The sequence below is a fragment of the Desulfuromusa kysingii genome (genome assembly GCF_900107645.1).
GTDB classification, from domain to species: Bacteria; Desulfobacterota; Desulfuromonadia; order Desulfuromonadales; family Geopsychrobacteraceae; genus Desulfuromusa; species Desulfuromusa kysingii.
The window spans coordinates 82,094-99,280 of sequence record NZ_FNQN01000006.1 but is presented as its reverse complement, the minus strand read 5'-3'; the positions used below and the strand labels follow the sequence as shown (position 1 = coordinate 99,280).

The following is a 17,187-nucleotide window of genomic DNA, read 5'->3' as shown; positions in this document are numbered from 1 at the left end:
GATGGATCTGTGATATAGAGAACTATAAGCTATATCAATATATTGATAGAATAACTATTATTTTTTTCTGACCATGAAGGACCAGATATGAAGATATTATTTGCAGCACCCGAAAACGCATGGGGTGGAATTTTCGATAAATTGCGTCACGCTCATCCTGACGTCGAATTCAACGCATCTGGCAGCTATAAAATTGACAGCCTCAAAGGGTTTGACGTTTTAATTCCAACCATGAGCCCCGTCAGTGAAACGTTGCTGAGGAGTGCCGATTCATTGCAATTGATTCAACAAATCGGTGCCGGGCTTGAAGGTGTTGATATTGAAGCCGCCACCTCACGGGGAATCACCGTTGCAAACGTCCCTACCGATGTATCCGGTAATGCTGATTCCGTTGCTGAGTTAGGCATCTATCTCATGATGGCGCTAGCACGTCAATCCCGGGAGATCCATACACATCTGCAAAACAGACAAATTGGAGCACCCATGGGTAAAGCATTGCAGGGGAAAACAGCAGGTTTGGTTGGCTTAGGAGGGATCGGCAAAGCGCTGATCCAACGTCTTCGCGCTTTCAATATGCGTCTGATAGGGATCAAATCAGTAGCCAGTGAAGAGTTTGCTGAACAATTCGGGCTCGACTGGGTTGGAAACCTTGCCAATCTACCTCAACTGTTGTCAGAGTCCGATTTTGTGGTTTTAAGTTTGCCAGACAGCGACGAGACTCATCACCTATTGAACCATAACGTCTTTCAATACATGCGACCTGGAACTTTCCTCGTCAACCTTGGTCGCGGTGGAGTGATTGAACGTCAGGCACTCCTCACTGCCCTGGAAGACGGAACCCTTGGGGGCGCGGGGTTGGATGTATTCTGGCAAGAGCCACCAGACCCACAGGATCCAATTTTTTCGCAAAATGTCATTGCCACACCCCATATCGGCGGCGTCACTGACGTATCCCTTGAAGGAATATATCAAAATGTCATTGAAAACATTCGCAGGTTAAAACAAGGGGAACCATTGCTACATTGTCGCAACTGACCTGTTTAGTAATCGCCTGCCCTCCGCACTGACCTGTTTTTGCACCCTTCTGAAACCCCGTAGCATAAACTAGCGCTGATCGACAACGACAAAGCCCCCGCATTGATCAATGCGGGGGCTTGAATTTTGAAAGGTTCCGCAATTGCGGAATTATTGTCTCAAATCAAGAGGACTAACAATCAAAATAGAGGGCAAATTCTTCTGGACATGGGCGCATCCTTACAGGGTCAATTTCTGACTCGCGCTTATAACTGATCCACATATCAATAACATCAGGGGTAAACACATCACCTTTAAGAAGGAAGTCATGATCTTTTTCCAGATGATCCAATGCGTCCTCCAAAGAACTGGCAACGACAGGAACATCTTTCAACTCCTCAGGAGACAGGCCATAGATATCCTTGTCTAAAGGTTGACCAGGATCAATTTTGTTTTCAATGCCATCCAAACCGGCCATCAACTGGGCAGCAAAAGCGAGATAACCATTAGCTGAGGCGTCAGGAGTACGATATTCGACCCGCTTGGCTTTTTCATTATTAGTGACAGGAATCCGTAAAGATGCTGAACGGTTGCGGTTAGAATAAGCTAGATTTACAGGAGCTTCAAAACCTGGGACCAAACGCTTGTAAGAGTTCGTGGTCGGGTTTGTGAAAGCACAAAGTGCTTTAGCATGCTTCATGATCCCGCCGATGTAATACATCGCCATTTTTGACAAGCCACCATAACCATCACCGGCAAAGAGGTTTTGTCCATCTTTCCATAATGATTGATGACAGTGCATCCCTGAGCCATTATCATTATAGATAGGTTTTGGCATAAAGGTGACCGTTTTACCGTTACGGAAAGCGACATTCTTAACGATATACTTGAACCATTTAAGGGTATCACCCATCTTCAAAAGAGAGTCAAAGCGCATGTCAATTTCGCTCTGACCACCAGTTGAAACTTCGTGGTGAACAGCTTCAATGGTCATGCCGACGCTCTGCAGAACCTGGACCATTTCATTCCGCAAATCAACATGTGAATCGGTCGGAGCGCAAGGGAAATAGCCCTCTTTGTGACGAGGCTTATAGCCTAAGTTAGGAAATTCTTCACGACCGGTATTCCAGACACCTTCGATGGAATCAACGGCATAGAAAGATTCGTTAGCACTGGAGGCGTAACGGACATCATCAAAAACAAAGAATTCTGGTTCAGGTCCGAAATAAGCAGTATCGGCAATACCGGTTGATTTAAGGAACGCTTCAGCTTTCTTAGCGATAAAGCGTGGGTCACGGGTGTAACCTTCACGCGTAATTGGATCCATAACATCACAAATAAGACTGAGGGTTGTCACCTCAATGAAGGGGTCAATTTGGACAGTTGAAGGATCTGGAACGAGCAACATGTCAGAATTGTGGATTGGTTGCCAACCACGAATAGATGAGCCATCGAAGCCGATACCTTCTTCAAAAGTTTCCTCGCTGAATTCAGCAATCGGAGTGCTGAAATGTTGCCAGATCCCGACAAAGTCCAGAAACTTATAATCTACCATCAAACAGTTATTTTCTTCTGCAAACTTAACGACTTCACTTGGTGTCATCTGTAATATCTCCTTTAAATGATTTATAAATTATCCATGTGCAAACAAGGAAAGGGAAACAACGAACAAGAGCGATTATTCTAAATGGCATCCTCACCGCGTTCTCCGGTACGGATGCGAACAATTTCATCAATAGGGGTTACGAATATTTTGCCATCACCGATGCGACCAGTCTTAGCGGCATCTGCAATCACATCTACGACTTTTGTCACTTGATCATCGGCGACGATAATCTCCATTTTGATCTTGGGGATAAAATCAACAACATATTCAGCTCCACGATAAAGCTCAGTATGTCCTTTCTGGCGACCAAAACCTTTAACTTCGCTCACCGTGATCCCCTGAATACCAATTTCATTCAAGGCTTCTTTCACTTCATCCAACTTAAATGGTTTGATGATGGCTTCTACTTTTCGCATTTGAAAGTCCTCCTGTGAATTCAACTCACTCATAATTTTTTTTATTGCTCCATAGGTTATAGCAAAGAGCAAGCCAGTATTGAAAAAAAATGAATCCCCCTATTTTTCAAATAGATAAGATAATCAAATGCTATAACCATTTTACAGCACAGCAACAACTGCCTAGAAAATAATCAGCTGAGATTCAATATGACTTAAATATATGCACACCAAGACGGTCTGGTGGTAGAATCATGAAAGGTGCCTAAGGAGTGAAATGCTCTCACAGTGATAAGTCTGTGGAAACATATCAATCGGTTGACTTGTCAGCAGTTCATAACCATTGCGGGTCAGAAATTGTAAATCTCTTCCCAGAGTTTGCGGATCACACGAAATGTAGATGATTTTATTCACTGGATGAGCCTGCAACTCTTTCATCGTAGCATAAGCACCACTACGGGGAGGATCCAAAACCAAAACATCAGGACGTTCTTTATCTCCCAAACGAACCAGGGCCCCTTGAGCAGATTGATTATAAAAGTCAACATTAACAATTTTATTCTGCCGACTATTTATTTTGGCCGCGTTGATGGATGCTGCTGCCCCCTCAATGCCAATAACGTGTTTGGCGCGCCGAGCAAGGGGGAAGGAAAAGTTTCCCATACCACAGTATAAATCCAGCACCCGCTCTGTCCCCTTCAGTTCGGCTAGCTTGAGAACAGATTCGATTAACAGACGGTTTTGTTCTAAATTAATCTGGGAAAAGCTACCAATCGCATATTTTAACAGGATTGGAGGCTGATCAACCACGATCTGCAAGGAAGCATTGCCAGAGATATGAACTAACTTGTTAGTCACAGTATTCTTGATAAACAGAGCAGCAGTAATATTTTCACTGATCAATAATTCAGTGAGGCCATCGACATCATGCCCCGAATAATGGACAACCGCAGAACAACAGCCACAGTCATCAACTCCAAGGTCTAGTTGGGCGATATCAGCAGCAAAAGGCGTCTGATCAATACAATCACGCAAGCGGACAAGTAACGTGTTGAGTTCGGGGGCGATGACTGGACATTCTTTCACTGCAACAACACTGTGACTTTTAGAGCGGAAAAAACCGGTGATAAATCCAGCAGAGCTATTCTGACACTTCACTTGGACCCGACTGCGATAATTCCATGGATTGACTGCGGGTATGATAGGTAATACGTTATTGATATCAATTCCACATTGATGTGCTAGCGTCTCCCGAAACAAAGAATCTTTCCAGAATAACTGTTCAGAGTAAGGGAGGTGTTGCCACTGGCAGCCGCCACAATCACCTGCGACAGGACACACGGGCTGACAACGGGTTGACGATGGTTTAATTGTTTCTATAATCCGAGCTTCAAGAAACTTCTTTTTTTCCTTTGTAACCCGACAAGTGACTACATCGCCGACAGCAGTATCTGGGATAAAAACCACCCGGCCTTCAAAGCGGGCCAAGCCTGCGCCACCATTAACCAGTGTTTCAATGGTTAATGGTGGCAGTTCTTGCCCAATCAGTGAGCTACCCAATGAGTGCAAAACTAACCCTTATTCTGTGCGGGGTGAAATTGGTCTACCTTAAAGTTCAGAGTTGCAAAATAGTCATCAAGTGTTTCTTCGCGGCGAATTAATTCGACCGAGCCATCGGCACGAAGTAACAATTCTTTGGGGCGCAGTTTAGCATTATATTGAAAGCCCATAGCATGACCATGAGCGCCCGTATCATGAATAGCCAAAATATCACCTTCGTCAATCTTCGGCAATTCCCGCTGGACAGCAAATTTATCATTATTTTCACAAAGCGAACCAGAGACATCATAGATATGATCCTTGGGTAGCGCTTCTTTACCGATAACATCAAGGTGATGATAAGCACCGTACATGGCCGGGCGCATCAACGCAGACATACACGCGTCGACGCCAATATAGTCACGATAAATATTTTTATGATTAATGGCAGAGGTGATTAAACATCCGTGTGGACCCGTCATAAAACGGCCACTTTCCATATACATCCGAGGTACATATTGATGCTTTGCCCGAAAAGCATTGAATAAAGCCGTAATTTCGGCAGCCATGGAATCCACATCCAGCGGAGCTTGGTCAGGACTATAAGGAATACCAAAGCCTCCACCGATATTGACAAATTCAAACTTGATCCCCAGCTCGGACTCTACCAGTTCAGCTATCTCTAGAACCATACGTGCCGTTTCCACCATATAGGTGTAATCAAGCTCATTGGAAGCGACCATCGTGTGCAATCCAAAGCGCTTAGCCCCGCGCTGTTGTGCCTGACGATAGGCAGAAACAACCTGTTCATGAGTGACACCATATTTAGCTTCAACCGGATTGCCAATAATCACATTTCCGGTTCTCCTTGGCCCTGGATTGTAGCGGAAACAGATCAACTCAGGAAACTCTGGGACCTTATCGATTAAAGAGATATCATCAAGATTAAGAACACAACCACCCTCCTCGGCTGCGACAGCAAATTCGACTTGGTTGGTATTGTTTGAAGTGAACATGATCTGTTCGCCACGCGCACCAACCTGACGGCTCAGACGGAGCTCACCAATAGAACTACAGTCAAACCCAAACCCCATATCAAACATGAGCTTGAGAATACTGGGATTAGGTAAAGCCTTAACAGCATAATACTCACGAAAACCATCAATCCCCGAAAAAATTTTCTTCAGCATCTCGCCTGTTTCGCGAATCCCGACCTCATCATAGATATGGAAAGGGGATCCATAATGGTCTACAAGCTGCGCGGCAATAGGGAATAGACGATCTTTGAAACTTTGTGACATTGGCATAAAAACGACTCCTTAAATTATGATGAATAACGGTTTAAATCTAACTTTCTAGTCTCTTTTATCGTGTTGAGAACAATATTGGTTTTTGTTTGTAACACCCCGGCCAGAGAACATATTTCGTCAGCTAGAACCCTGCCCAACTCCGCATTATCAGCCACACGTAACTTTAACAAGTAACCATCTTCACCAGCGACCTGATGAACATCTTGAACCCCTGTAACTTGAGTTAAAAGTGTAGCAAGATCAGCACGACTTGCTGACTGAACTGTAACCAGAACAAAGGCCATAAGCCCTTGATTAAAGGGGTGTGGATTAAGGCGAACTTCGTATCCTTGAATTATCTGCCGATCTTCGAGTTTTCGAATTCTCTCCAGAACGGCAGAAGGAGCCATACCAACTTGCCGGGCGACTTCAGCATTGGGAATCCGAGATTTCTCCTGAAGTATCTGCAGTATTTTATGATCTATATCGTCGATCGTTCTCTTTATATCCATAGTTAAAGAATATCATTCATTCCCTCGAGAATGTCAACCCATAGAGTCATAGATTCTTGATCTTTTTTACTTACTCGAGAAAATAAACCAACATGGTTGAGATAAGAGGAGGATATCAGGATAAAAAGTAAGGAGTTATGCGACACCAAAAACTTTTGCAATCAAGTAACCAGAATAACCAAGATAGATAGTTAAAAGCAACAATCCATCAATTCTAGAAATCTTCTTTTCACCATCTTTGTCAGCGCGTACCAAAAATAATGCCACGGTTAAAAGGCCCATCAACAGAGTATCACGATAGAGCACCTCAGCTCCTATTTCCATGGGACGAATTGCTCCTGCCAAGCCGACAACAGCCAAAGTATTGAACATATTTGAACCAATAACATTACCAATTGCGAGATCATGCTCCCCTTTACGGGTCGCTGCCAAAGCAGAGGCCAATTCTGGCAAGGAGGTTCCAATGGCAACCACAGTTAAACCGATAATCAGATCACTGACACCAAACCCACGGGCGATTTCTACAGCGCCCCAAACAAGAATCCGTGAACTGATAACGAGAAGAACAATACCAGCAATAAGCCAGATAAAAGCGCTTCTTCGAGACATAATGTTTTCATCTAACATCTCATCAACATCGGTCCCTAGACTGTCTTGTCGGTGCCGCAAACCGTGCCAGATTGACCACCCCATAAGAACGGTAAACACCAGCAACAAAATCCAAGAATCTAACCGGCTCAGAGTTAAATCCAGCAGAAGAGTAGCGCCAAGAGCTGTCACCCCAAGCAGAATGGGCAATTCTTTACGGAGGACCCCTGATTTCACCGTGATTGGACTGATTAAAGCGGTCAGTCCCAAGATCAGAGCAATGTTAGAAATGTTCGATCCATAAGCATTACCAAGAGCCAATCCGGGATTTCCTTGTAACGCAGAGACTGCAGAGACAACTAGCTCGGGTGCAGAAGTGCCAAAACCAATCACCACCATGCCAATCAATAGTGGAGGCATTCCTGCATATTGTGCTGTTGCTGCCGCCCCGTCGACAAAACGGTCAGCACTCCAAACCAGTAGAATTAAACCAAAAAGAAGGGCACAACCTGGTAAAATCAACGTCATAAAAAACCTGTAAGCTCAAAACATTAAATATAAATTGGGGACAGAATTTTAGTTCTGTCCCCAAAAAATTACAACTTCATAATGACTTGCAACCGAAATTAAACCCGCACCGGGTTTTAACGTCTCGACATTCAGCCATATTTCGGACTACAAGATTTGCTTGCTTCCTTTTTCTTCAATCGTAACTTTTCCAGATAGATCTGATCTTGTTCGAGATGACACTTCTTGTACTTAAGGCCACTGTTGCACCAGCAAGGATCATTTCTCATTGGAAGCACTGTTGGAGGAGCTGGTCCAAGATCCTCCTTCTCTTTAGATTTAAACAAACGACGGAACAGACCCATCATAATCTCCTGTAAAACTGTGTCGAAATAGAAGAAACAGATAAACATCCAAATACTTCGACGTGCATTTATTATTCATTAGCAAAACATAGCAACAAGCCTGGTTTAATCATCATAAGCCCTTCTTTTCAGCCCAGACAAAGAAACCAACACCGAAAGCAGCAAAGGCGACAATGATCGGCCAGGCTGGCACTCCAAGCAATTGAGGTAATGTTATTTTCCCGTAAGAGCCCCAACTTAAAACAGAATTCTCAAGGTAGGGATAAATCTCAGCATAAGCCGCTGCGCCCACCAACATCCCAAGGATAGCCCAAATAGCATGAATCCGCCCTTCAGCAAGCGCACCGACCGAAGTTCCAGGACAATAACCGGCAATCGCCCAACCGATACCAAACAGCAAACCACCAATGACAATGGCTGCAACCTGAGTAGCCTTCACACTCAATGCGATCAATCCCAATGAATGACAGGTATAAATACCGATCATTCCGACAATCACAGCGGTCAACATAAACTTGATGATGGTCATATCTTTAAGCAGCATGAAACCGACCTGTCTTTCAAAACGGAGGACTTCACCCTTCTGCAGCAAAAACCCAAAAATGATTCCGGTTATGAGTCCAATTATTTGTTCCATGACCGGCCTCCTGATCCATAAACTATCCGAGCAGTAATAATAGCGCCAAGGAGGAAAAACCCTAGGGCGAGTAAGCCGCTGACAGCAAGTTGCATATTCCCTGACATCCCATGTCCACTCGGACACCCCCCTGCCATTCGCGCTCCAAACATTAAAATAATACCGCCAATAAAGGCACCAACACCTCTAACAACAATGCTTGGTCCAAATCGCTCCCGCCAGATCGGTGGTACCATTTCAATTTTTGCGGTCTTTCCCATTCTTGATGAGATCAAGGATCCAGCAAAAATACCGACAACAAAAAGCATTTGCCAATCAACCTTGATCTTTTTCGACATAAAATAGGCGTTCTCTGCCACATGCTCAGAAGAGACAACCTGTTCAACAAATCCGACGGCTCTGACAAATGTCGTCGATGCCCCAATATACTTAGGTTTATCTAGGATAACAGTCGTCACTAAAACAGATAGAACCGCAAGCACTCCGACAAAAGCACCGGCGATATACGGACTCCATCGAGAGGCAAAAAACGAGATGTTCATATAATTTCCTTTCAAGCTTGCAACACACTAAATATTATTTACCATATATATGACTTTAAATATGATAACTAAACAAGTCGTATTTAGCAAATAAAATCGGTGGGAGGAAATTATTGTCAATAAGATTTTCGATAACGTGTCTCATGACACTTAGGACAAGGAGGAATCCGGCCGGTATGCCGCATATGAATTTCTTCCTTGCAATTTTTGCAGGTTAACGTTCCAGGACTGGTCACCTCCCCGGTTTTATACTCGAGTTGCTGTTCAGATTTTTTGGCCCAATCACTTAATGTTTCAGACGCATTGAGTAAAACTTTTGAAAAAAGGCTTTGTGCTCCGGCGACAATACGCTTAGGGTCAACGGCCTCCTTAACCGTTTCTTTGCCTTTTTTAGCGTTAGCAAAAGCATGTTCAAGGTCACGTCTTACATAAGAGGAGATCTTTTCCGCCTGCTCACGGGTAAAAGTTCCAGCAGAGGAGAGCTCATCACTCGCCTTTTTTAATGCCTCATCTAGATTTTTTCGTCCTCCCTCTAAAAGTTCCTCGGTACGAGACACAATTTTTTCATAAACAGTGACATCTTCTTGTTCTTGTTTTGGTTGGTTGTTTTCAGTCATGATTCCACTCCTTTATGCAATGTGATCATCGAAAGATCCCATATTAAGGATAACAGATTTTACAAGAAGCGTAAGAAGACAAGGATTTTAGAATGTGTTTTTTTGAGAAGAACGGAATCAATCAATTTTTTTATCTTCACCAGGTTTAATCGACATCAGCGCCAGAATTAACACTGCAAATGGACCGAGGATGAAACCGAGACAAAACCAGAGGTAACGATTCCTCCCTTTAGTTGAGGCAACAGAATAGGCAGCACAAGCAAATACAATTAACATTAATATTAAAGGCATTCAGGTCTCCCCTGCTCTAGTAAAATTATCAAGAGAATGATAATTCATTATATGAATAAATTTCCCTGACTGTTGCAATGGTTGTTAGCAGTTCAAGTGCCAATTCTTCAACCTTTATCTGCCGACAGAGCTTGAACATATTGGAATCGGTGTTACTCTATAAGTAGCAGGAAAGGAGGAATGCCTATCGAAGATGAAATAACGCAACTGAGTAGGTTTTCCACAAATCCGGCGCTTTCGGGATCCGGATAATCCCGTGAACAGGGAATTTCATAATTTATGAAACTAAAGAAGGCTCGCAGGTTAAACGCGAGCCTTACACTTTTTAAAGAGTCTTAAAAATCAACGAAAAACACCAAAGGCTAGATAGAGGAAGCCCATAAAGACAGCAAAAATAACAATTATAAATAAAATACGTGCCACCAGTTTAGCTAAAAATTCTTGAACACGGGGTGGCTTATTGCGATCAAGAATAAAAGACCATATCAGCGCAAAACAAACCGCGACACAGAGTCCGATCGTATATATAAGCCAAAGGCTCATAACTCTCTCCTTGAATGAGATCCGATGTCATCAACATCAGCAAACCTGCGATGACACCAATCGAAACAATTTGTTCAATCCGGGCAACGAAACCTTCCCCCTCCCCGATAAAGAATTAAACCAATTTATAAACTCAACTTAAGGATTTCTCGACTGACAGCCGGGGTGATATTTTTCTTCTCACCCAACCTGACCATGCTGTGTTGTTCAAGTTGTGCGACCACTTTGTCGATACTGTCATCTTTGATCCCATAGTCACTAAGACGGGTCTTCACCTGCATACGTTCAAAGAATAATCTGGTTTTTTCAATGGCTTGATCAATCCGTTGGCCATCTTCACCATTGACAATCCCCCAAACCCGCTCTGCATACTGTAATAGTTTTGCCGCTTTTTGTTCTTTTTTCACCGTCAGGACAGAAGGGAGAACAACGGCCAGGGTTTGCGCATGATCAAGCCCATAAATCGCTGTGAGCTCATGACCGATCATATGTGTCGCCCAGTCTTGCGGGACCCCCGCGCCGATCAAGCCATTAAGAGCCAAGGTTGCACACCACATAATATTCGCGCGAACGTCATAGTTTTGAGGATCCTGTAACGCAACGGGGCCTTCTTCAATCAACGTCAGGAGCAATCCTTCAGCAAAGCGATCCTGAACTTTGGCGTTCACTGGATAGGTCAAATATTGCTCGACAGTATGGACAAATGCATCGACAACACCATTACTGATTTGTCTCGCTGGCAGGCTGTATGTCGTGGTCGGATCCAACACGGAAAATTGTGGATACAGTAGCGGACTGGAAAAGGGGAGCTTTGTCTGCAGCGAACGTCGGGTCACGACAGCACCACTGTTCATCTCCGAACCTGTCGCCGGTAGCGTAAGTACTGTCCCAAAGGGTAACGAACTTTTTACCGCCGCCTGTTTAGCAAGAAGATCCCAAGGCTCACCTTGAAAATCAACGGCCGCCGCTATAAATTTGGTGCCATCAATCACTGATCCACCACCCACGGCCAGAAGATAGTCAATCTTCTCTAGACGAACCAACTCAACGGCTTTCATAAGAGTTTCATAACTCGGGTTCGGTTCTATCCCAGAAAACTCAAACAACGTGTAACCATTTAGAGCCGCTTTAACTTGGTCGAGAACACCATTACTTTTGATACTACCACCACCATAAGTGATCAGAATTCGATGATCTTTGTCGATCTCTGCAGCAATATCTTTAATACACCCTTCGCCAAAAATAATTTTTGTTGGATTTTTGAAATTGAATTTAAACATTTATTTTTTCAACCTTTCAAATCGGGATTACTACTAACACCAATATAATGATACAGCAGATTAATCAAGTATCTCATAAATTAATATAGATTGAAGCAAACCTTGTCAGAGGTCAAGTGATCCAGAATTGATAGTCGACTTCACATTTGCCCGACGGAACTAAAGAATCTTGAATATAACCCATACCTACAGCGAGATAAGTCTAGAAAGCCGCATCAGTTTCGAAAAGGATATATTATATTGTTGAAGTATGAGGTTAAAAAATATACCGACGGCGGAGTGAGAAATTATTGATAACCCGATATAAACAAAAAAGGCCGGCGAAATAATCACCGGCCTTTTTTTCAGCATAATCTGTTAGCGATCACATCGCTGCATTACGTGCTGCAGCGAGCCATCCGTCCCATTTATCTTGATTTTTTGCAATCCATTCCTTGACATGACGATCTATATCTTTCGCCGATTTCTCACCGTCTTGCATCTTGGTGTTTTGTTCATTAATGTCACTCAACGGGAGATTAAATACTCTAAAGAATTCTTTTGCTGCAGGATTAGCAGCTAAGAACTTTTTGTTGGCGACGATCTGAATGTCAGCAGCGACAAACCCGAGCTTAACCGGATCGCTGACAGCCCCTTCAATACCAGTAGCAGTCAGACGTTCAATAGATGACTGCTGGGCCTCTGTCGGTTTGATTTCAGGGACATTGATCCACATCACGTCTTTACCCGGCATGAATTTGAAGATGGTCCAGTTTGGAGCCCAGGTGTAGAAGAACGCCGGCCCCCCTGAATTGTAACGCGCTAGAGAATCGGCCATACTTGCCGAATAAGCTGCTTTGATCAGATTGATGTCATCTTCCAGGCCATAGACTTCCATGTGATGAGCAATCACTCCTTCACATGCCCAACCAGCGGGACAGGCGGTCAGATCAGCTTTGCCGTCGCCATTAGCATCGAAAGCTGCCTTGACTTCGGGGCGTTTGAAATCATCGAGCGACTTGATATTAAATTTTTCGACTTCTTTTTTTGAGACGAGGTAACCTTGTAGACCACCCGACTTAGCGACGTAGCCGACCTTTTCGCCTTTACTGTAGAAATCTTTCGGCATCTGGGCGTCATGCATTGGGAACCAACCGTTGGTCCAGTAATCGAGATCACCTAAAGCAAGGGACTGATAAAAGAGTGGGTTGGTCAGCTCTTTTGGTTTCTTCACGTTGTAGCCTAGTTCTTTCAATCCAGTCCGAACCAGAGCCTCTTGAAAATAACCTGTATTCCAGGTTGCGCGTGCAGGTTGTACTTTGGTTCCTTTTCCAGGTTTTTGCGAATCCGCAAATGCTGGCACTGTCAGCGACAGTAGTAACAATATCATCAGAATACGTTTCATACTTTTCTCCTTAATTAATGGTGATGGGTGAATTGAATTATAAAATTATTTTTGAGCAATCCCTTGAGTAATTCGATCAAGGACCATTGCCAGCAAGACAATCGATAAACCGCCGATGGTTGCCAAACCAATTTCTAATGTATTGAGCCCTTGCACGACCGGATTACCAAGACCACCAGCACCAATCAGGGCCGCAATAACGACCATCGACAGGGCCATCATGATGGTCTGATTGAGACCGGCCATAATTGACGGCATCGCCAGCGGTAACTGAACTTTATGCAACACTTGCCATGGGGTTGATCCGAATGCGAGGGCTGCCTCAACCAATTCCGGGTGAACCTGACGAATGCCGAGGCTGGTCAAACGGATGATTGGCGGTAGAGCAAAAACGATGGTGGCCAGAATTCCGGAAACCGTCCCGATACTGAACAACATGACAACCGGAATCAGGTAAACAAAAGCTGGTGTCGTTTGCATAGCATCAAGAAAAGGACGGAGAAACATCTCAAATCGGTCACTACGGCCGGCTAAAATTCCCAGAGGGACACCAGTGACGGCACAAAAAACCACCGAGCAAATGACCATCGCAAGAGTCGTCATGGTGTCATCCCAGAGACCAAGATAACCGACAAGAAAAAACGTAAAGACGGTAAAACCAGTGACTCTCTTACCCGCATAACGCCAGGCAGCAACAGCAAAGAAAGCAATAATCAACCAAGGTGGCAAGATAAAAAGAAGCCACTCCAACCCATCAAGACTGATCTCAACAGGAACTTTAATAACCTGAAAGAATTCACGGTAATTCAGGACTAACCAATCAACAAATGTTTGAATCCATGCATCAAGGGGTATGGTTTGTTCATCAAAATTTAAAAATCTCATCAGCTCGCTATCGCCCCATTGCCCTGGGGTTCTTCTGGTAATTGCTCTTCATCACTACTTCTATGCAGGGTGCGCAAAAAGAGATTTTTCGATACTGCGCCTATAAATCTGCCCTCATCATCCAGGATTGGTAGTGGCCAGGAGTGCCCTGCAACATGGGGCAAAATGTCCTGCAAAGAATCATCCTTATGGGCTGCAACAACCCCTTCGAGATAAGCATTAGGGATCAGATGTGGAATATCATCACTTTCGAGCATAGCGTGAAGAGAATCAGTCGAAACAATCCCTTTGAATACCTTGTCTCGATCAAGGACAAAGGCATAGTCTCGATCATTCTTTATCAATCGCTGTAGGCCAGTGCGTGGATTTTTACCATCGGTGATGGGGATAGTGACCTGGGTCGCGGTAGCAATATCACCTGCTGATAATATATTCGTTGGGTCAACCCCACGAAAAAAGGCGCGCACATAGTCGTCAGCGGGATTTTGCAGAATTTCTTCGGGAGTGCCAACCTGGACGACTCGTCCGCCTTCCATAATAGCGATACGATCGCCAATCCGCATAGCTTCATCAAGATCGTGGGAAATAAAGACAATGGTCCTTTTTGATTTTGATTGGAGTTTAAGAAGTTCATCCTGCATCTCGGTCCGGATCAGTGGATCAAGTGCAGAAAAGGCCTCATCCATCAACAAAATATCAGGATCGACTGCCAAACCACGAGCAAGACCGACCCGTTGCTGCATGCCTCCAGAGAGTTCATTCGGCATACTCTCTGCCCAGGCTTCAAGACCAACCTGTTCGAGAGCCTCCAACGCACGCTTTTGACGCGTGGACTTATCGATCCCGTCCATTTCGAGACCAAAAGCGGCATTCTGCAACACCGTCATATGTGGCATAAGGGCAAATGATTGAAAAACCATGCTCAACTTCGCACGTCTTAATTTGACCAACTGATCACTATTCATCACTGTGATGTCTTCTCCATCAATCAGAACTTGTCCGGCAGTTGGTTCTATCAAACGGTTAAACATCCGCACCATGGTCGACTTACCAGAACCAGACAATCCCATGATCACGAAAATTTCACCCTCGTAAATTCTGAAACTTGCATTCTGGACACCGACAGTTGTCTCGGTCTTTTCGAAAATTTCTTCCTTATCCAAACCTTGTTCAAGCATAGCCATAGCTTTTTTGGGAAACGGCCCGAAAATTTTATACAAATTTCTTACTTCTAATTTTACTTCTTCTTCCATTTTTAATCCTTCGATTTCAGGCAGTTACATCAAGCAATGAGAAAACATCAGCAAGAATAAAGGCCTGTACAATAAAAACAAACCATGGGCTACAGCCAATAGGAAGATGAAGCGGAAAGGAGGTTATCTGCTGTTAGCAGTATCCCAGGGATAAGTGTATTTAATTTTAAATCGGACAGAGCGACCCGCGACCTGACTTGTGGGAACCACAGAATCAAGCGCAACTCTGATTGAAAAGAAAATCTGCGAAACAACACACGGGGTGGAGTTCTTAACGATTTTCTTGCGGGACAAAGACGGAACACCCTGGCAGGGTGCCGCTTAGTCCAAACATACTACAGGTTTACCATTATATTGTCAAATCAAGGCGTTAGATTAACTTGACTTAAAAAATAAACAAAAAAAAAGCGACCAGACAATTTGTCTGGTCGCTTGAATTTTTTGGAGCGGGAAACGAGATTCGAACTCGCGACGTCAACCTTGGCAAGGTTGCACTCTACCACTGAGTTATTCCCGCTCAATAAGACTCGTTGTTACGAGCGGATGTATGTATAGCAAAACGACTTATCAGGTGTCAATAAAAATTTCATTTTTATAAAAATGAAAATATCTATTGATATCAATAGGTTACTTTTTCGCAAAAAGCTTAAAAAATTTAACGAAGTAATCGCCCCCGGACCAGACAGTCAAAAACAGCGAAATATAGAAGATAAAGATGCCGGCATTATGTAGTGATGGATAAAGAAAATCGAATTGAACTCCAAAAAACCAGTAATAGCGATAATGTAATAACAGACCAACAATAGCTATCATTTGAAAAATGGTTTTGTATTTACCCAGATCACTTGCCGCAATGACAATCCCCTCCGACGAAGCGATTGAACGGATTCCTGACACGATAAGCTCTCTGGCAAGAATAACAAAGACCGCCCAGGCTGGGACACGATCCAAAGGAATCAGCATAATCAGAGCCGCCATAACGATTAACTTGTCAGCCAAGGGGTCAAGAAATTTCCCCAGGATAGTGACTATATGCCACTTTCGTGCAAGATATCCATCAAGCCAATCTGTTATTGATGCTGCAGTAAAAACAAATGCGGCCCAGAAGCAGTTTTGTTTGGACTCAAACAACAGCAGAAAAACCACGAGAGGAACTGCGGCTATTCGCGACAAAGTGAGAATATTAGGTAAGTTAAGAAGCTTGGTTTCACTAGTCATCAGAAAGTGTCCTTTGAGCGCGAATAATAATCAAAATAATGCTTAACCTTTTTAACATAGTTCTGCGTTTCTTTAAACGGTGGAATACCACCATACTTACGTACAGCACTTGGACCAGCATTATATGCCGCAAGTGCATAATCGAGATTCATATCAAAAGAATCAAGCATTTTACGTAAATATAAGGATCCACCATAGATTGAATCTGATGGGTCGAATGGATTTCTCACGCCAATTTCCAGAGCAGTTGCCGGCATAAGCTGCATTAAGCCCTGCGCCCCTTTGCTTGAGACCACCTGGGGATCAAAATTACTCTCGACCTTAATAACCGCCTTTATCAACGACTTATCAAGTTTAAATTTCTCTGCAAAATGGGTAATCAGGGTTTCGAGACGATAGCGATCCCCTTCTCCGCGATAATAAAGAAATTTATTCGTTGTTGGAACATTCGTATAATGGACCCGACCTGAATCATCAACAAAACGGTATATGGCTGCTAACCCGGGAGATGGGACAACAAAGAAACAAACGAAAATAACCATTAATGTTTTTTTAAACGATATTAACATGAATGATTTATAACCTTTGCTTATTGATGCTGTCAAGCTAAGCCTGAAATCCTTGACATCCCCCATACCGAATCAGATAATACCGTCAAATTTCACCTTAACTCATCCTGAAACCAGCACAACAAAGTGTTGGATTCAGGTCAACAAAATTGG

The 17,187-nt window shown here is 43.7% G+C and carries 19 protein-coding genes and 1 tRNA gene; 1 reads left to right on the top strand and 19 read right to left on the bottom strand.

Features of this window, described 5'->3' with window-relative positions; genetic code table 11:
* Positions 1-87 precede the first annotated feature (87 nt).
* Positions 88-1,035 carry a 2-hydroxyacid dehydrogenase gene (locus BLU87_RS10760; RefSeq protein ID WP_092348057.1) on the top strand — a complete coding sequence of 316 codons (948 nt, stop codon included), beginning with the start codon at positions 88-90 and terminating at the stop codon, positions 1,033-1,035.
* A gap of 172 nt (positions 1,036-1,207) precedes the next feature.
* Here BLU87_RS10760 and glnA read toward each other — a convergent pair whose 3' ends face one another.
* From glnA to BLU87_RS10670, 19 genes are all read right to left on the bottom strand, one after another.
* Positions 1,208-2,617 (bottom strand): type I glutamate--ammonia ligase, encoded by a 1,410-nt coding sequence (gene glnA, locus BLU87_RS10755; protein ID WP_092348054.1) that lies wholly within the window; start codon positions 2,615-2,617, stop codon positions 1,208-1,210.
* Positions 2,618-2,697: 80 nt separating this feature from the next.
* Positions 2,698-3,036: a P-II family nitrogen regulator gene (locus BLU87_RS10750; RefSeq protein ID WP_092348506.1), complete on the bottom strand. Its 339-nt coding sequence runs from the start codon at positions 3,034-3,036 to the stop codon at positions 2,698-2,700.
* Between the two features lie 231 nt (positions 3,037-3,267).
* Complete coding sequence (rlmD, locus tag BLU87_RS10745; protein WP_092348050.1) at positions 3,268-4,584, bottom strand: 23S rRNA (uracil(1939)-C(5))-methyltransferase RlmD; 1,317 nt, start codon at positions 4,582-4,584, stop codon at positions 3,268-3,270.
* Between the two features lie 2 nt (positions 4,585-4,586).
* A complete protein-coding gene (locus BLU87_RS10740; RefSeq protein WP_092348047.1) occupies positions 4,587-5,861 on the bottom strand; it encodes a diaminopimelate decarboxylase in 1,275 nt (424 codons plus the stop codon).
* A gap of 17 nt (positions 5,862-5,878) precedes the next feature.
* A complete protein-coding gene (locus BLU87_RS10735) occupies positions 5,879-6,355 on the bottom strand; it encodes an Lrp/AsnC family transcriptional regulator (RefSeq protein WP_092348044.1) in 477 nt (158 codons plus the stop codon).
* A gap of 135 nt (positions 6,356-6,490) precedes the next feature.
* Positions 6,491-7,465: a calcium/sodium antiporter gene (locus tag BLU87_RS10730; RefSeq protein ID WP_092348503.1), complete on the bottom strand. Its 975-nt coding sequence runs from the start codon at positions 7,463-7,465 to the stop codon at positions 6,491-6,493.
* Positions 7,466-7,602: 137 nt separating this feature from the next.
* Positions 7,603-7,740, bottom strand: coding sequence for an SEC-C metal-binding domain-containing protein (locus BLU87_RS17870; RefSeq protein ID WP_342743669.1), 138 nt, complete (start codon positions 7,738-7,740; stop codon positions 7,603-7,605).
* A 187-nt stretch (positions 7,741-7,927) separates the two neighbouring features.
* Entirely contained in the window at positions 7,928-8,452 is a 525-nt protein-coding gene (locus tag BLU87_RS10720) for a DUF6691 family protein (RefSeq protein WP_092348038.1), read from the bottom strand.
* The gene (locus tag BLU87_RS10715; RefSeq protein WP_092348035.1) at positions 8,440-8,994 is read right to left on the bottom strand and encodes a YeeE/YedE thiosulfate transporter family protein; all 555 of its coding nucleotides are present in this window, start codon (positions 8,992-8,994) and stop codon (positions 8,440-8,442) included. Before BLU87_RS10715 ends, BLU87_RS10720 begins: the two co-directional genes overlap by 13 nt.
* Before the next feature lie 116 nt (positions 8,995-9,110).
* Complete coding sequence (locus BLU87_RS10710) at positions 9,111-9,611, bottom strand: zinc ribbon-containing protein (protein ID WP_092348032.1); 501 nt, start codon at positions 9,609-9,611, stop codon at positions 9,111-9,113.
* A 117-nt stretch (positions 9,612-9,728) separates the two neighbouring features.
* The gene (locus BLU87_RS17320) at positions 9,729-9,902 is read right to left on the bottom strand and encodes a tumor necrosis factor receptor family protein (protein WP_175498357.1); all 174 of its coding nucleotides are present in this window, start codon (positions 9,900-9,902) and stop codon (positions 9,729-9,731) included.
* Positions 9,903-10,244: 342 nt separating this feature from the next.
* Positions 10,245-10,445, bottom strand: coding sequence for a hypothetical protein (locus BLU87_RS10705; RefSeq protein ID WP_092348029.1), 201 nt, complete (start codon positions 10,443-10,445; stop codon positions 10,245-10,247).
* A 125-nt stretch (positions 10,446-10,570) separates the two neighbouring features.
* Positions 10,571-11,725 (bottom strand): iron-containing alcohol dehydrogenase, encoded by a 1,155-nt coding sequence (locus BLU87_RS10700; RefSeq protein WP_092348027.1) that lies wholly within the window; start codon positions 11,723-11,725, stop codon positions 10,571-10,573.
* 364 nt (positions 11,726-12,089) lie between these two features.
* Positions 12,090-13,109 carry a glycine betaine/L-proline ABC transporter substrate-binding protein ProX gene (proX, locus tag BLU87_RS10695; protein WP_092348024.1) on the bottom strand — a complete coding sequence of 340 codons (1,020 nt, stop codon included), beginning with the start codon at positions 13,107-13,109 and terminating at the stop codon, positions 12,090-12,092.
* Between the two features lie 45 nt (positions 13,110-13,154).
* Positions 13,155-13,994: an ABC transporter permease gene (locus tag BLU87_RS10690; RefSeq protein WP_092348022.1), complete on the bottom strand. Its 840-nt coding sequence runs from the start codon at positions 13,992-13,994 to the stop codon at positions 13,155-13,157.
* Positions 13,994-15,247 carry a glycine betaine/L-proline ABC transporter ATP-binding protein ProV gene (gene proV / locus BLU87_RS10685; RefSeq protein ID WP_092348019.1) on the bottom strand — a complete coding sequence of 418 codons (1,254 nt, stop codon included), beginning with the start codon at positions 15,245-15,247 and terminating at the stop codon, positions 13,994-13,996. Before proV ends, BLU87_RS10690 begins: the two co-directional genes overlap by 1 nt.
* Positions 15,248-15,689: 442 nt before the next feature.
* Positions 15,690-15,764: transfer RNA gene (locus BLU87_RS10680), tRNA-Gly, on the bottom strand.
* Between the two features lie 110 nt (positions 15,765-15,874).
* The gene (pgsA, locus tag BLU87_RS10675; RefSeq protein WP_092348016.1) at positions 15,875-16,465 is read right to left on the bottom strand and encodes a CDP-diacylglycerol--glycerol-3-phosphate 3-phosphatidyltransferase; all 591 of its coding nucleotides are present in this window, start codon (positions 16,463-16,465) and stop codon (positions 15,875-15,877) included.
* Entirely contained in the window at positions 16,465-17,034 is a 570-nt protein-coding gene (locus tag BLU87_RS10670; protein WP_245706461.1) for a lytic transglycosylase domain-containing protein, read from the bottom strand. The genes pgsA and BLU87_RS10670 overlap by 1 nt, the downstream gene beginning before the upstream one ends.
* Positions 17,035-17,187 lie beyond the last annotated feature (153 nt).

What these genes read in the sequence shown, in the direction of transcription:
- glnA (WP_092348054.1), bottom strand. Translation starts at nt 2,617, where the DNA reads ATGACACCAAGTGAAGTCGTTAAGTTTGCAGAAGAAAATAACTGTTTG.
- BLU87_RS10750 (WP_092348506.1), bottom strand. Translation starts at nt 3,036, where the DNA reads ATGCGAAAAGTAGAAGCCATCATCAAACCATTTAAGTTGGATGAAGTG.
- BLU87_RS10740 (WP_092348047.1), bottom strand. Translation starts at nt 5,861, where the DNA reads ATGCCAATGTCACAAAGTTTCAAAGATCGTCTATTCCCTATTGCCGCG.
- BLU87_RS10715 (WP_092348035.1), bottom strand. Translation starts at nt 8,994, where the DNA reads ATGAACATCTCGTTTTTTGCCTCTCGATGGAGTCCGTATATCGCCGGT.
- BLU87_RS10705 (WP_092348029.1), bottom strand. Translation starts at nt 10,445, where the DNA reads ATGAGCCTTTGGCTTATATATACGATCGGACTCTGTGTCGCGGTTTGT.
- proX (WP_092348024.1), bottom strand. Translation starts at nt 13,109, where the DNA reads ATGAAACGTATTCTGATGATATTGTTACTACTGTCGCTGACAGTGCCA.
- BLU87_RS10710 (WP_092348032.1), bottom strand. Translation starts at nt 9,611, where the DNA reads ATGACTGAAAACAACCAACCAAAACAAGAACAAGAAGATGTCACTGTT.
- pgsA (WP_092348016.1), bottom strand. Translation starts at nt 16,465, where the DNA reads ATGACTAGTGAAACCAAGCTTCTTAACTTACCTAATATTCTCACTTTG.
- BLU87_RS17870 (WP_342743669.1), bottom strand. Translation starts at nt 7,740, where the DNA reads ATGAGAAATGATCCTTGCTGGTGCAACAGTGGCCTTAAGTACAAGAAG.
- BLU87_RS10720 (WP_092348038.1), bottom strand. Translation starts at nt 8,452, where the DNA reads ATGGAACAAATAATTGGACTCATAACCGGAATCATTTTTGGGTTTTTG.
- BLU87_RS10700 (WP_092348027.1), bottom strand. Translation starts at nt 11,725, where the DNA reads ATGTTTAAATTCAATTTCAAAAATCCAACAAAAATTATTTTTGGCGAA.
- proV (WP_092348019.1), bottom strand. Translation starts at nt 15,247, where the DNA reads ATGGAAGAAGAAGTAAAATTAGAAGTAAGAAATTTGTATAAAATTTTC.
- BLU87_RS10760 (WP_092348057.1), top strand. Translation starts at nt 88, where the DNA reads ATGAAGATATTATTTGCAGCACCCGAAAACGCATGGGGTGGAATTTTC.
- BLU87_RS10690 (WP_092348022.1), bottom strand. Translation starts at nt 13,994, where the DNA reads ATGAGATTTTTAAATTTTGATGAACAAACCATACCCCTTGATGCATGG.
- BLU87_RS10735 (WP_092348044.1), bottom strand. Translation starts at nt 6,355, where the DNA reads ATGGATATAAAGAGAACGATCGACGATATAGATCATAAAATACTGCAG.
- BLU87_RS10670 (WP_245706461.1), bottom strand. Translation starts at nt 17,034, where the DNA reads ATGTTAATATCGTTTAAAAAAACATTAATGGTTATTTTCGTTTGTTTC.
- BLU87_RS17320 (WP_175498357.1), bottom strand. Translation starts at nt 9,902, where the DNA reads ATGCCTTTAATATTAATGTTAATTGTATTTGCTTGTGCTGCCTATTCT.